This is a genomic window from Streptomyces sp. PA03-5A (assembly GCF_033792725.1).
Taxonomy (GTDB): Bacteria; Actinomycetota; Actinomycetes; order Streptomycetales; family Streptomycetaceae; genus Actinacidiphila.
This window is the reverse complement of record NZ_JARAVL010000005.1, coordinates 41,338-55,046: the sequence shown is the minus strand read 5'-3', so window position 1 is coordinate 55,046 and position 13,709 is coordinate 41,338. Positions and strand designations below refer to the sequence as shown.

The 13,709-nt window shown below is 73.8% G+C and carries 10 protein-coding genes; 1 reads left to right on the top strand and 9 read right to left on the bottom strand.

Annotated elements, in window-relative coordinates; translation table 11 throughout:
• Window positions 1-112 precede the first annotated feature (112 nt).
• A complete protein-coding gene (gene panD, locus PV410_RS07525) occupies window positions 113-535 on the bottom strand; it encodes an aspartate 1-decarboxylase (protein WP_499515347.1) in 423 nt (140 codons plus the stop codon).
• 212 nt (window positions 536-747) lie between these two features.
• Between panD and PV410_RS07520 the strand changes: the two genes are divergently transcribed.
• Window positions 748-2,553 (top strand): AMP-dependent synthetase/ligase, encoded by a 1,806-nt coding sequence (locus PV410_RS07520; protein WP_500323114.1) that lies wholly within the window; start codon window positions 748-750, stop codon window positions 2,551-2,553.
• Here PV410_RS07520 and PV410_RS07515 read toward each other — a convergent pair.
• The 8 genes from PV410_RS07515 to PV410_RS07480 form a co-directional block, all read right to left on the bottom strand.
• Complete coding sequence (locus PV410_RS07515) at window positions 2,532-3,053, bottom strand: NUDIX hydrolase (protein WP_500323112.1); 522 nt, start codon at window positions 3,051-3,053, stop codon at window positions 2,532-2,534. The two genes, PV410_RS07520 and PV410_RS07515, sit on opposite strands and share 22 nt — an antisense overlap.
• A 17-nt stretch (window positions 3,054-3,070) precedes the next feature.
• Complete coding sequence (locus tag PV410_RS07510) at window positions 3,071-4,273, bottom strand: globin domain-containing protein (RefSeq protein WP_500323111.1); 1,203 nt, start codon at window positions 4,271-4,273, stop codon at window positions 3,071-3,073.
• 89 nt (window positions 4,274-4,362) lie between these two features.
• On the bottom strand, window positions 4,363-4,812 hold the full coding sequence (locus PV410_RS07505) for an RrF2 family transcriptional regulator (protein ID WP_500323110.1): 450 nt from the start codon (window positions 4,810-4,812) through the stop codon (window positions 4,363-4,365).
• Window positions 4,813-4,873: 61 nt separating this feature from the next.
• Window positions 4,874-5,467, bottom strand: a complete 594-nt coding sequence (locus PV410_RS07500) for a sarcosine oxidase subunit gamma (RefSeq protein ID WP_500323108.1) — start codon at window positions 5,465-5,467, stop codon at window positions 4,874-4,876.
• Window positions 5,460-8,531 carry a sarcosine oxidase subunit delta gene (locus tag PV410_RS07495; RefSeq protein WP_500323107.1) on the bottom strand — a complete coding sequence of 1,024 codons (3,072 nt, stop codon included), beginning with the start codon at window positions 8,529-8,531 and terminating at the stop codon, window positions 5,460-5,462. The genes PV410_RS07500 and PV410_RS07495 overlap by 8 nt, the downstream gene beginning before the upstream one ends.
• Window positions 8,532-8,543: 12 nt before the next feature.
• Window positions 8,544-9,776 (bottom strand): sarcosine oxidase subunit beta family protein, encoded by a 1,233-nt coding sequence (locus tag PV410_RS07490; RefSeq protein WP_500323105.1) that lies wholly within the window; start codon window positions 9,774-9,776, stop codon window positions 8,544-8,546.
• On the bottom strand, window positions 9,773-11,059 hold the full coding sequence (gene glyA, locus PV410_RS07485; protein WP_500323103.1) for a serine hydroxymethyltransferase: 1,287 nt from the start codon (window positions 11,057-11,059) through the stop codon (window positions 9,773-9,775). The genes PV410_RS07490 and glyA overlap by 4 nt, the downstream gene beginning before the upstream one ends.
• 61 nt (window positions 11,060-11,120) lie before the next feature.
• On the bottom strand, window positions 11,121-13,562 hold the full coding sequence (locus PV410_RS07480) for a GcvT family protein (protein ID WP_500323101.1): 2,442 nt from the start codon (window positions 13,560-13,562) through the stop codon (window positions 11,121-11,123).
• Between the last annotated feature and the right edge of the window lie 147 nt (window positions 13,563-13,709).

Genomic DNA, 13,709 nt, shown 5'->3' with positions numbered 1-13,709 from the left:
ACGGCAGCACGCCACGCTCCCGGTCCCGGCGAGGCCCGTGACCACCGGACCCCACCTGGACGGATACCTCGAAGTTGGATCCGGACAATAGCACAGCCACTCGTACGGACGTTCAGCCGACCGGCACCGCGTTCGGGCTCGCCTGGGTTCCGCTCCCGGGGACCGGCTCGGAGGCGTCGGCGCCCAGCGCGACGATCCTGTTGTCGGCGTCGACGTGCACCACCCGCGGCCGCAGCGCGCGGGCCTCCGCGTCGTCGACCTGCGCGTAGCTGATCAGGATGACCAGGTCCCCGGGGTGCACCAGGTGCGCGGCGGCACCGTTGATGCCGATCACCCCGGAGCCGCGGCGGCCCTCGATGACGTAGGTCTCCAGTCGGGCGCCGTTGGTGATGTCCACGATGTGGACCAGCTCGCCGGGCAATAGGTCGGCGGCGTCCATCAGATCGGCGTCTACGGTGACGGAGCCGACGTAGTGCAGGTCGGCCTCGGTCACGGTGGCACGGTGGACCTTGGACTTGAACATGGTGCGCAGCACGGCTCACACTCCTGATGCGGACGGTCGCGTCCCGGTCGGGGTACGCGCCTGATAAGGCCATGGTAGTCGGCGCGAACCACCGGCCCCGAGGTACCCGTTCGCGTCAGTGACTGCCGCTTCCGCCCCACCTCTAGGCACGTGGACCAATAGCCGGATATCTTCCCTGCCTGCCGCCTCGCCGCGGCGTGGCACAGGCTCGGGGAAGGGGCGCCGTGCGCGAGTTCAGCCTTCCGCCCCGGGCGGAGCAACTGCGGTCGGGGGGACTCGCCGACTCGGTGTACGACGCGGCCGACAGGCGCCCGGACTCGGCCGTCCTGGCCCGGCGGGAGGGGCACGAGGGCGATCGCTGGCAGGAGGTCGGCGCCGCGGCCTTCCGCGACGAGGTGGCCGAACTGGCCCGCGGTCTGGTGGCGGACGGTGTCCGCTTCGGCGAGCCGGTGGCGGTGATGGCCCGCACCCGGTACGAGTGGACGCTGTTCTCCTACGCGCTGTGGTCGGTGGGCGCCCGGATCGTCCCCGTCTATCCCACCTCCTCGGCCGAGCAGGTCCGCTGGATCCTCGCCGACTCCGGGGCGGTCGCGGTCGTCGTCGAGCACGAGGACCACGCCATGACGGTGGGCGCCGTCTGCGACACGCTGCCCGCGCTGCGCCGGATCTGGCAGCTGGACGCGGGGTGCGTCCCGTGGCTGGCGGCGCTGGGCCGGCAGGTCCACCCGGTGATGCTCGACCAGTTGCGCTGGGCGGTCGAGCCGCAGTCGGTGGCGGTGATCGCCTACACCTCGGGCACCACGGGGCCGCCCAGGGGCTGCCTGATCACCCACGCCAACCTCGCCGCCGAGTGCGACACGCTGCTGGCCGGGTACGGCTCGATCTTCGCCCCGCCGGGGGTGCGGCCGTCGGTGCTGGCGTTCCTGCCCATGTCGCACATCTACGGGCTGATGGTGACCACCTGCGCGGTGCGCGGGGGCGTGCTGCTCGGTCACCAGCCCGACCTGACGCCGGGCGAACTCCTCCCGGCGTTCCGTTCCTTCCGGCCGACCATCCTGCTCGCCGTCCCGTACGTCTACGAGAAGATCATCCAGGGTGCGCGGAACACCGCCGCCCGCGGCGGCAAGGCCCATGTCTTCGACCGGGCGGCGGACGTGGCGGTGCGCTACGCCGAGGCCGTGGAGCGGCACGCGCTGGGCTCGGGTCCGGGGCCGGGACCGCTGCTGCGGGCGGCGCACTCGGCGTTCGACCGGATGGTCTACGGGCGGATCCGGGACGTGCTGGGCGGGCGCGTGCACTACACCGTCTCGGGCGGGTCCCCGCTCAGCCGGGAACTGGCGCTGCTGTTCGCGGGTGCCGGGCTCACCATCTACGACGGGTACGGGCTGACCGAGACCACGGCCGCGGTGACCGCGCAGCCGCTGGGGAAGGTGCGCTTCGGCACCGTGGGCCGGCCGCTGCCGGGCAGCGCGGTGCGGATCGCACCGGACGGCGAGGTGCTGGTGCGGGGGACGACGGTCTTCGCCGGCTACCACGCCGACCCGGTCGCGAACCACGAGGTGTGGCGCCGCGGCGGCTGGATGGCCACCGGCGACATGGGCTCGCTCGACCCGGACGGGTACCTGACGATCACCGGGCGGAAGAAGGACATCATCATCACCAGCGGCGGCAAGAGCGTGGCGCCGCTGGTGCTGGAGGAGCGGCTGCGCGCGCACCCGCTGGTCTCGCAGTGCATCGTGGTCGGCGACAACAGGCCCTTCGTCGCGGCGTTGATCACCCTGGACCGGGAGGCCGTCCAGCTGCGGACCGCGATGGCCGAGCCGGACGTGCACGCCGAGGTCCAGCGCGCGGTGTCGATGGCCAACGCGGCGGTCTCGCGGGCCGAGTCGATCCGGGCGTTCCGCATCCTGCCGCACGAGTTCTCGGTGGAGAACGGGATGCTGACGCCCTCGCTGAAGCTCCGCAGGAACACGATCGTCAGCGAGTACGCGGCGCAGATCGAGTCGATCTACGCCTCTCCGGCCCCCTGACCGGCTCCGCCGGCGCCGCCCCCGTCGAGCAGCCGGCACAGCCGGTCGAGGAACGTCCGCTGGGCGGAGAGGATCTTCCCGTGGGCGGCCGGGCCGAGCGGGAACCACGCGGCCCGGTCGACCTCGGGGAACTCCCGGACCCGGCCTGAGCCCCGGGGCCACTCCATGGAGAAGGTCCCGGGCACCACGAGGCCGGTGTCGAGGTCGCCCTCCAGCGCCCAGACGGTCACGACCTTCCCGTTGGGCTGCAGGTTCTCGCCGAGCGGCAGCAGCTCGCCCGGCGGCACGGGCAGGCCCAGTTCCTCCAGGAACTCGCGCCGGGCGGCCGCCTCGGCGGTCTCGTCGGGCTCGTACTCGCCCTTGGGGATGGTCCAGGCCCCGGCGTCCTTGGAGGACCAGAACGGGCCGCCCATGTGGGCCAGCAGCACATCGGGCGCGCCGCGCGAGGTGCCGCGGAAGAGCAGGATCCCCGCGCTGCGCTTGACCGCCTTGTCCGCCATCCGACCAGTGTGGCCGGTCAGCCGCGGGCCAGCCACAGGTCGGGGCCGAAGACCTCGTAGTGCACGTCCGCGGCGGGCACGCCGCGTTCGATGAGCTGGCTGCGCACGGCGCGCATGAAGGGCAGCGGGCCGCACAGGTAGGCCCGCAGGCCGTCCGGCAGGTCGACGCCTGACAGGTCGACCCGGCCGGTGCGGTCGCCGGGGACGGCGTCGGTGCCCGGGGCCTCGTACCAGAAGTGGGCGCTGCCCCCGGGGAGCTTCTCGGTCAGGGCGCGGTGGTCGGCGGCGTGGGCGTGGTGCCGCGGCGTGCGGTCGCCGTGGACGACGGTCACGGGGGCGCCGTAGCCGTCGCCGGCGAGCCGGTGCAGCATGGCGAGCATCGGGGTGCAGCCGATGCCGGCCGAGGCGAGCAGCAGGGGCCCGCCGTCGTCGTGGAGGACGATGTCGCCGTAGGGGGCCGACAGCTCGACCAGGGCGCCCTCACCCACGTGGTCGTGGAGGTGGCCTGAGACTTCGCCGGCCGGGTCCCCGGCGACGCCGCGCTCGCGCTTGACGGTGATCTGCCGGGTGGTGTCGCCGGGGGCGCCGGAGAGGCTGTACTGCCGGATCTGCCGGGCGCCGTCGGGGAGTTCGACGCGCACCGAGACGTACTGGCCGGGGCCGAAGTCGGGCAGCGGCAGGCCGTCCGCGGGACGGAGCCGGAGGGAGACGACGTCCTCGGTCTCCTGCACCTTCCCGGCGACCTCCCAGGGGCGCCAGGTGTCCCCGGCGAGGACGCCGTGCTCGGCGTACAGCCGCTGCTCGATGGCGATGAGGGCGTTCGCCATCAGCCAGTAGACCTCGTCCCAGGCGGCGGCGACCTCCTCGGTGACGGCGTCGCCCAGCACTTCGGCGATGGCGGCGAAGAGGTGCTCCTGCACGACGTGGTACTGGCCCGGGGTGATGCCGAGCGACGCGTGCTTGTGGGCGATGCGGGAGAGCATCGCGTCGGGGCGCTGTCCGGGGTGCTCGACCAGGACGGTGGCGAAGTGCGCGATGGCTCCGGCGAGCGCCTCGCGCTGCGTGCCGGCCGCCTGGTTGCCGCGGTTGAACAGGTCCCTCAGCAACTCGGGGTGGGCGGCGAAGAGCCGGTCGTAGAAGAGCGCGGTGATCTCGGAGATCGCGCCGCCGACGGCGGGCAGGGTGGCGCGGACGGTCGCTGCGGACTTCTCGCTGAGCATGGACGGGCTCCCTAATTGGTATCTGATACTCGCATTAAAGGACGTACGAAGGCCCACCCTCGGCGGGCGGTCGGTTCGGACGGGCCGGGTCAGCCCCGCGGACCGGGCGGGCCGGAGCCGACCAGCCCCACCAGGACGGGTCCGGTGGGCGCGGCGGTCAGATCCGCGACGGTGAGCGGGTCCAGGGAGGCGTAGAAGGCCTCCTGCGCCCGGCGCAGCGCGCCACGCAGCCGGCAGGCACCGGCGAGCGGACAGGGCGTCTCGCCCTCGCAGTCCACGACGTCGCCGACACCCTCCAGCTCCCGCACCAGGCGGCCGACCGAGGCCGTCCGCCCGGCGGCGGTGAGCTCCAGGCCACCGCCGCGCCCCCGGCGGGTCTCGACGACCCCAAGGTGCTGCAGCCGGGCCACCACCTTGGCCAGGTGCGAGTACGGGACCCGCATCGCCTCGGCCACGTCCCGGGCGGTGGACGGCTCGTCCTTGACGGACAGGGCCATCACCGCGCGGAGCGCGAGGTCGGTGGACTTCGTCAGGCGCATACCTTGAGGCTAGATAATGCGCATCAGGGATTCAAGTTAAGAGGGGGGCGTGCGGCCCACGTCACACGTACTCCGTGGCGGCGTCCAGGAGCCAGTCGGCGAGGTACCCGGCGAAGGAGGAGCGGACCAGCACCCAGAAGCCCGCCCGCACCTCCTCCCTGGCCACCAGCACCACCTGGGCGCGGGCCAGCGCGGTCTGCGCGCAGCGGCCGGGGGTGAACGCCCGCGGGTGCAGGTCGAGCGAGCAGCCGTGGGCCAGCAGGTCGCGGGCGCGGGGGCCGGAGACCAGCAAGGTGGTGCGCTGGGCGGAGACGTCGGTGACGGAGACGTGCGCCTCGCCCGCGGCCTTGCGCAGACGGGCCTCCAAGTCCTCCTGGGCGCCGGGCGGCCCGACGACCAGCCACTGGTCGGGGCCGAGCCACAGGACCGCCAGGTCCCCGGTGCGGACGGCCGTGCAGGGCTCCAGGGGCAGCGGTGCGCCCAGGGCGAGCCCGGCGGCCTCGGCGGCCGGGCCCCCGGGGTCCAGGCGCAGGTCGATCTGCGTGAGGAAGGGCAGTTCGGCCAGGCGCAGGGCGCCTCCCGAGGCGCGGGTCGCGGCGGCGAGCCGGCCGGCCGCGGCCGACAGCGGACTGAGCCGGGCGACGGTGTCAGCCATCACGGCGGGCCCCCTCGGGGTCGTAGAGGACGGGGGAGGCGACGGTCACGGGCACCAGACGGTCGCCGACGGGCGCGTACAGCCGCTCCCCCACCCGCTCCCGGCCGCCCTTGACCAGGGCGAGCGCGAAGGTGCGGCCGAGGGCGGCACTGCGGTAGCTGGAACTGACGTGGCCGAGCGCCGGGACGGGCGGTCCGGGCGGCACCGGGTCCGCGACGAGGTGGGTGCCCTCCGGAAGCAGCAGGCCCGGGTCCTCGGGCAGCAGGCCGACGAGGTGCTTGCGGTCGGGGCGTGCGGTGTCGGTGCGGGCGTGCGACCGCTTGCCGATGAAGTCGCGCTTCTTCTTCGACACGACCCAGCCCATGCCGAGGTCCTGCGGGGTGACCGTGCCGTCGGTGTCCTGGCCGACGATCGGATAGCCCTTCTCGGCGCGCAGCACGTGCATCGTCTCGGTGCCGTACGGGGTGGCGCCCGCGGCCCGCACCGCCTCCCACAGGGCCGTCGCCCGCCAGGGCAATACGTTGATCTCGTACGCGAGCTCCCCGGAGAAGCTGATCCTGCACACCCTCGCCGGCAGCCCCGCCACCGTCGCGTCGCGCCAGGCCATGAAGGGGAAGTCGGCGTTGTCCACGGCCAGTCCGGGGGCGAGCGCGCCCAGCACCTCGCGCGAGCGCGGGCCCACGAGGGCGACGGTGGCCCACTGCTCGGTCACCGAGGTGCAATGGGCGCGCAGTTCCGGCCACTCGGTCTGCAGCCACTCCTCCATCCAGTCCAGGACGGCCGCGGCGTTGCCCGTGGTCGTCGTGACCAGGAAGCGGTCCTCCGCGAGCCGGATGACCGTGCCGTCGTCGAAGACCATGCCGTCCTGGCGGCACATGACGCCGTAGCGGATCATGCCCGTGCGCAGGGTGGACATCAGGTTGGTGTAGAGCCGGTCCAGGAGCTCCGCCGCGTCCGGGCCCTGGACGTCGATCTTGCCGAGGGTCGAGGCGTCCATGAAGGCCACGTCCTCGCGGGCGGCCCGGCACTCGCGAAGGACGGCCGCCGCCATGTCCTCGCCGGGGCGCGGGTAGTACCGGGGGCGTTTCCACTGCCCCACGTCCTCGAAGACCGCGCCTCCGGCGAGGTGGAGGTCGTGCAGCGCGGTCACCCGGACCGGGTCGTGGAGCGCCCCCCGGTCGCGGCCCGCGATCGCGGCGAAGGACACCGGCGCGTACGGGGGACGGTACGTCGTCGTGCCGAGCGCGGACACCTCCACGCCGAGCAGGCCCGCGACGACGCCCGAGGCCAGGACGCCGGAGGTCTTCCCCTGGTCGTTCGCGGTGCCCGCGGTGGTGTACCGCTTGGTGTGCTCCACCGAGCGCATCCCCGTACCGGCCGCGCGCGCCAGGTCGGCCACGGTGACGTCGCGCTGCAGGTCGACGAAGCGCGGGCCGGGGGCCGGGACGGGGACGTCGAAGAGGGCGGTTGGCGGGCGCCCGGGTCCCGGCTCCGCCGGCGGGACGAGGGGCCGCGCCGGCGTGAAGCCCTCGGCCGCGAGCGCCCGGGCGGCGGCCGCCACGCCCTCCGCGGGTGTGGCGGCGAACTCCACTGCCTGGTGCGTCGATCCGGGCACCGGGACGAAGGTGCCGAGGGCCCCGTCGTACCGCAGGGCACCGCCCGCCTGGCTGTAGAGGTGGCCCACGGGGTTCCAGCCGCCCGAGACCAGCAGCAGGTCGGCCTCGATCCGCCGGTCGCCCACCAGGACGGCCGTCAGCCGGTCCGACCCCTCGGTGCCGGTGACGTACGCGCCGTCGCGCGCGTCGACCACCGCCGCGATCTCCACGCCGGCGGCGGCCAGGTCGCGCACGACGTCGCCGGTGCTGTCGTTGGTGGTGAACACGACGGCCCGGCGCCCGGGTACGACGCCGTAGCGGCGGACGTAGGCGCGGGCCGCGCCGGCCAGCATGACGCCGGGACGGTCGTTGTCGGGGAAGGCCAGCGAACGCTCGTGCGCGCCGGTGGCGAGGACGACCCGGCGGGCGCGGACGCGGTGGACGCGTTCGCGGGACACGCGGGCGGGGGCGGCGGCGCCGAGGTGGTTCGTGCGCCGCTCGACGGCGAGGACGTGGTTGTCGTCGTAGTGGCCGAAAACCGTCGTACGGCGCAGGACGCGCATCCCGGGTTCGGCGGCGAGGAGGGCCTCGGTCTCCGCGGCCCAGTCCAGGTGCCGTCCGCTGCCGAGCAGGCTGCCGCCCGGTTCCGGCTGGTCGTCGGCGAGGATCACCCGCGCCCCGCTGCCGGCCGCCGCGGCCGCCGCCGCGAGCCCGGTGGGGCCCGCGCCGACGACCAGCAGGTCGCAGTGGGCGTGGACGGCGTCGTAGCGGGCCGGGTCGGGCTCGGTGGCGAGCCGGCCCCGACCGGGCAGGCCGGTCGCCACGAGGCCGTCGTACAGCTCGACGGTCGTCGCGGGCAGCATCGGTTCGGGGAACGGGAACTCGATCTGCACCAGGGCGTTGGGCTCCTCCACCCCGGCGGAGAAGATGCCGCGCGGACGCCCCAGCCTGATGCCGGTACCGGTGGCGACGACCCCGTGGGCGAGCAGCGCGGAGGCGAGGGTGTCCCCGCGGTAGCCGGTGTACGTGGTGCCGTCGAAGGTGAACGTCAGGGGCGTGGCGCGGTCGATCCGCCCGCACTCGGCGAGCCGGAAGGGCTGTGCCGGGTCACGCGCGGGCCGCAGGGAGGGGGCCGGGGCGGCCGGCGCGCGGGACGGCGTCGGGCCGGCGGGCGGGGACGCGGCCTCGCCGAGGTCCGGTGCCGGGCCGAGGTCCGGGGCGGACGCGCCGGTGACGAAGCGGTTCGTCGCCGTGTCGCGCACCGCGTCGAACCAGCGGCGGCAGCCCGCGGTGTGCATCCAGCGTTCGGCGAAGGGACCCTTGGGGTTGTCGCGGAAGAAGAGGTGGCGGGCCCACTCCTCGTCCGTCAGGGCCGCCGGGTCGCGCGGGTAGGCGAGGTGCGCCTGACCGCCGTAGTGGAACTCGGCCTCGTCGCGGGGCCCGCACCAGGGGCAGGGGATGAGCAGCATCGATCGGGCTCCTCAGTGGGCGACCGCGGCCGCGCCGTGCTCGTCGACGAGCGCGCCGGTGGTGAATCGTTCGAGCGAGAAGGGCGCGGCCAGGGCGTGCGGGCTGTCGTGGGCGATGGTGTCCGCGTAGACCCAGCCCACGCCGGGGGTGGCCTTGAAACCGCCGGTGCCCCAGCCGCAGTTGAGGTAGAGGCCATGGACCGGGGTGAGGCCGACGATCGGCGAGGCGTCCGGGCTGACGTCGACGATGCCGCCCCAGGTGCGCAGCAGGTGGGCGCGGGCGAAGACCGGGAAGAGTTCCAGCGCGGCGGCCATCTGCCGCTCGATGACGTGGAACGCGCCGCGCTGGGTGTAGGAGTTGTAGGCGTCGATGCCCGCGCCCATGACCAGTTCGCCCTTGTGGGCCTGGCTGACGTACACGTGCACCGCGTTGGACATGACGACCGTGGGGTGCACGGGCTCCAGGAGTTCGCTCACCAGCGCCTGCAGCGGGTGGCTCTGCAGCGGCAGGTCGAAACCGGCCATCCGCGCCAGCACCGAGGTGTGGCCGGCCGCGCAGAGCGCCACCTTGCCCGCGGCGATGGGCCCGAGGTTCGTCCGTACGCCGGTGACCCGTCCGTCGTGGACGTCGATGCCGGTCACCTCGCAGTTCTGCACGAGATCGATGCCGGCCGCGTCGGCCGAGCGGGCCAGGCCCCAGGCCACGTGGTCGTGCTTGGCGATCCCCGCGCGGGGCTGGTAGGTCCCGCCCATCACCGGATACCGCACGTCCGGCGAGGTGTTGACGATCGGGCAGACCTCCTCCACCTGCGCGGGGTCGAGCCACTGGGCGTCGACTCCGTTCAGCCGGTTGGCCTCGACCCGGCGGACGCCGTCGCGTACGTCCTGGAGGCTGTGGGCGAGGTTGAGGACCCCGCGCTGGGAGAACAGGATCGGGTAGTCCAGTTCCTCCTCCAGGCCCTCCCACAGCTTCAGGGCGTGCTCGTAGATGCCCGCGCTCTCGTCCCAGAGGTAGTTGGAGCGGATGATCGTGGTGTTGCGGGCCATGTTGCCGCCCGCGAGCCAGCCCTTCTCCAGCACGGCCACGTCGGTGATGCCGTGGTTGCGCGCCAGGTAGTGCGCGGTGGCCAGGCCGTGCCCGCCGCCGCCGACGACGACCACGTCGTAGGAGCGCTTGGGTTCGGGCGTGCGCCAGAGGAACTCCGGGTGCTCGGGGAGGTCGGCACCCGGGGTGCGCGGGGTCATCGGGCGTCGTCTCCGTCCTGCGGCAGGTGCGGGTAGAGCGGGTGCGCGGCGGCGAGCGCCTCGGTGCGGGCCCGCAGCGCGGGCAGGTCGGGCGCGGGGCCCATTGCGAGCGCGACGACGTCGGCGACCTCGGCGAAGTCGTCCTCGGTGAAACCGCGGGTGGCCAGGGCGGGCGTGCCGATGCGCAGCCCCGAGGTGACCATGGGCGGGCGCGGGTCGAAAGGGACGGCGTTGCGGTTGACGGTGACGCCGATCGAGTGCAGCAGGTCCTCGGCCTGACGGCCGTCGAGGGCGCAGGCACGCAGGTCGACGAGGACGAGGTGCACGTCGGTGCCTCCGGTGAGCACCGACACGCCCGCCCGCGCGGCGTCGTCCCGTGTCAGGCGCTCGGCCAGGATGCGGGCACCGGCCAGGGTGCGGGCCTGGCGTTCCCTGAACTCCTCCCCCGCGGCGACCTTGAAGGAGACCGCCTTCGCGGCGATCACGTGCTCCAGGGGGCCGCCCTGCATACCGGGGAAGACCGCCGAGTTCAGCTTCTTGGCGAGGTCCGCGTCGTCGGTCAGGATCACTCCCCCGCGCGGGCCGCCGAGCGTCTTGTGGGTGGTCGTGGTGGTGACGTGGGCGTACGGGACGGGGTTCGGGTGGAGCCCTGCGGCGACCAGGCCCGCGAAGTGCGCCATGTCGACCAGGAGCAGCGCCCCGACCTCGTCGGCGATGCGGCGGAAGGCGGCGAAGTCCAGCTGCCGGGAGTACGCCGACCAGCCCGCGATGATCATCTTCGGGCGGTGTTCCTTGGCGAGCCGCTCGACCTCGTCCATGTCGACCCGGTGGTCGGTCGCGGAGACGTGGTACGGGACGACGTCGAGCATCTTCCCGGAGTAGTTGAGCCGCATCCCGTGCGTGAGGTGGCCGCCGTGCGCGAGGTCCAGCCCGAGCACGGTGTCGCCGGGCCGCAGCAGGGCGAAGAGCACGGCGGTGTTGGCCTGCGCCCCGGAGTGCGGCTGGACGTTGGCGTACGCGGCGCCGAAGAGGGCCTTGACGCGCTCGACGGCGAGCCGCTCGGTGACGTCGACGTGCTCGCAGCCGCCGTAGTAGCGGCGGCCGGGGTAGCCCTCGGCGTACTTGTTGGTCAGCACCGAGCCCTGGGCCTCCATGACGGCGGCGGGCGCGAGGTTCTCCGAGGCGATCATCTCCAGGGTGGACCGCTGACGGGCCAGTTCGGCGCGCAGCGCGGCGTGCACCTCGGGGTCGAGTTCGGACAGGCGGGCGGTCAGCGGGTTCATGCGCGGGGCTTCCTCTCAGCGGCGGCGTCGGAGGTCTCGCGGTGGTGCCGTCCGTGGGGTGTCAGCCGCGGAGGCGGGACATGGCCGGGTCGAACAGCGGCTCCGCGGCGACCCGCGCCGCCACGCGCCGGTCGAAGTAGGCGATGTCGAGGGCGCGTCCCGGCACGGCGAGCTCCGCCGGCAGCCAGGCGTAGGCGATGCCCTTGCCGACCGTGTAGCCGTAGGCGGCGCTGGTGACGTACCCGACGGGCCGGTCGCCGTCGTACACCGGCTCCTTGCCCATCACGACGGCGCCCGGGTCGTCGACGGTCAGGCAGGTGAGCCTGCGCCGCACCTGGTCCCGGCGCCGGGCGAGCGCGGCCTTGCCGGTGAAGTCGTCCTTGTCCTCCCTGACGGCGAAGGCGAGGCCGGCCTCGTACGGGTCGTGCTCGAAGGTCATGTCGGTGCCGAAGGAGCGGTAGCCCTTCTCCAGACGCAGGCTGTTGAAGGCCCCGCGCCCGGCGGGGATGCCGCCCAGCGGCCGGGCGGCGGCCAGCAGGGTGTCCCAGAGCTTCAGGCCCAGGTCCGCCGTGGTGTACAGCTCCCAGCCCAGTTCGCCGACGTAGGACAGCCGCATCGCCGTGACGGGCACGGCCCCCACGTGCGCCCGTTTGGCGCGGAAGTACTTCAGTCCGGCGTCGGAGAAGTCGGCGTCGGCGAGCGGCTGCAGGACCTCCCGGGCGAGCGGCCCCCACAGGCCGATGCAGCAGGTGCCCGCGGTGATGTCGCGGACCGCCACGGTGCCGTCGGCGGGGAGGTGCCGGGTGAGCCAGTCCAGGTCCAGGTTGCCGTTGACGCCGACCTGGAAGAGGTCGCGGCCGAGCCGGGCCACCGTGATGTCGCTGCGGATGCCTCCGTCGTGGTCCAGGAGCAGGGTGTAGGTCACCGACCCGACCGACTTGTCGACGTTGCCGGTGGTGAGCCGCTGCAGGAAGGCGGCGGCGCCGCGTCCGGTGACCTCCAGGCGCTTGAGCGCGGTCATGTCGTACAGGGCGACGGTCTCCCGGGTGACCTGGGCCTCGGCACCGACGACCGGCGACCAGTAGCGGGCCGCCCAGTCGCCCGGGACGGGGAGGGAACGGCCCGCCACCAGGCCGGCGTTGCTCTCGTACCACTGCGGCCGCTCCCAGCCGTTCGCCTCCAGGAAGAAGGCCCCGAGCTCCTCCTGGCGGGGGTGGAAGGGGCTGGTGCGGATCGGGCGCGGGGCGCCCGTGGGCTGGAGCGGGTGGATGATGTCGTAGACCTCGACGAAGTTGCGGCAGTCGCGGGCGAGCACGTAGTCGGGGGCGAGCTGGTGCGGCTCGAAGCGGTTGACGTCGCATTCGTGGAGGTCGAAGGACGAGCAGTGGCCGTCCACCAGCCATTCGGCCATCGCCCGGCCGACGCCGGCCGAGTGCGTGACCCAGACGGCCTCGGCGACCCAGAACCCCTTCACCTGCGGCGACTCGCCGAGCAGCGGCATGCCGTCGGTGGTGAAGGAGAACAGGCCGTTGATGCCCTCCTCGACCTTGGCGTCACGGGTGGCGGGCAGCAGGGACCGGGTCTCGGTCCAGGCGTCGGCGAAGTCGTCCTCGGTGAACTCCAGGACGGACGGCATCCCGTCCGCGGCGTCGAACGAGGCGATGTCGTCGACGGGGACCGGCATGGGGCGGTGGCCGTAGGAGCCGATGCCGATGCGGTCGTGGTGGTCGCGGTAGTAGAGGTCGGCGTCCTGGTGGCGCAGGATCGGGCGGACGGCCTCGGCGGCCTGGCCCGCCAGGGCGGGGACCGGGCCGGTCCAGGCGAGCTGGTGGGCGAGCGGGGTGAGCGGCAGCTCCATGCCCGCCATCCGGGCCACCTGGGGGCCCCAGATGCCGGCGCAGCAGACGACGACGTCGGCCGCGAGCTCGCCGCCGCGGTCGGTGACGACCCCGGTGACGCGGCCGTCGTCCTGGGTGACGGCGAGGACTTCGTGACGTTCGAGGAAGCGGACGCCGCGCGCGGCGGCACGCCGGGTCTGCGCCTCGACCGCGAGGACGGCCTTGGCGAGGCCGTCGGTGGGGACGAACAGTCCGCCCAGGACGCGTGAGCGGTCCAGCAGCGGGTGCAGCGCGGCGCATTCGTCGGGTCCGACGACCCGGGCCTCGACGCCCCACGAGGTCACCCAGCCGTGCCGCCGGTGCAGTTCGGCCAGGCGCTCGGGGGTGGTGGCCACCTCCAGACCGCCGACCTGGAGGAAGCAGGGCTGTCCGTCGACGTCGAGGGAGCGGAGCTTGTCGACGGTGTAGCGGGCGAGTTCGGTCATGGTCTTGGAGGGGTTGGTCTGGAAGACCAGGCCCGGGGCGTGGGACGAGGAGCCCCCGGTGGCGGGGAGCGGCCCCTGGTCGACGACCGTGACGTCGGTCCAGCCGGCGGAGGACAGTTCGTCGGCCAGCGCCGCCCCCACGACACCCGCTCCGATGATGACCACGCGGGGTCCCGTCATCGCCAAACCTCCCAGTTGCTGTCAGCGCAACATGATTCAGGTTGCGCAACTCAATGTGCCGGGCGCCGGAGAGGGTGTCAAGAGGCCCGCCAGGGGCGGGAGAAGGCCGCCCGCAGGCGTCTGGAGCGGCCCCGGGAGGGCCTGGTG

Excerpts from the sequence above, each read along its gene's own strand:
- PV410_RS07515 (WP_500323112.1), bottom strand. The coding sequence starts at position 3,053 with ATGGCGGACAAGGCGGTCAAGCGCAGCGCGGGGATCCTGCTCTTCCGC.
- glyA (WP_500323103.1), bottom strand. The coding sequence starts at position 11,059 with ATGAACCCGCTGACCGCCCGCCTGTCCGAACTCGACCCCGAGGTGCAC.
- PV410_RS07480 (WP_500323101.1), bottom strand. The coding sequence starts at position 13,562 with ATGACGGGACCCCGCGTGGTCATCATCGGAGCGGGTGTCGTGGGGGCG.
- PV410_RS07490 (WP_500323105.1), bottom strand. The coding sequence starts at position 9,776 with ATGACCCCGCGCACCCCGGGTGCCGACCTCCCCGAGCACCCGGAGTTC.
- PV410_RS07505 (WP_500323110.1), bottom strand. The coding sequence starts at position 4,812 with ATGCGCCTGACGAAGTCCACCGACCTCGCGCTCCGCGCGGTGATGGCC.
- PV410_RS07500 (WP_500323108.1), bottom strand. The coding sequence starts at position 5,467 with ATGGCTGACACCGTCGCCCGGCTCAGTCCGCTGTCGGCCGCGGCCGGC.
- PV410_RS07510 (WP_500323111.1), bottom strand. The coding sequence starts at position 4,273 with ATGCTCAGCGAGAAGTCCGCAGCGACCGTCCGCGCCACCCTGCCCGCC.
- PV410_RS07495 (WP_500323107.1), bottom strand. The coding sequence starts at position 8,531 with ATGCTGCTCATCCCCTGCCCCTGGTGCGGGCCCCGCGACGAGGCCGAG.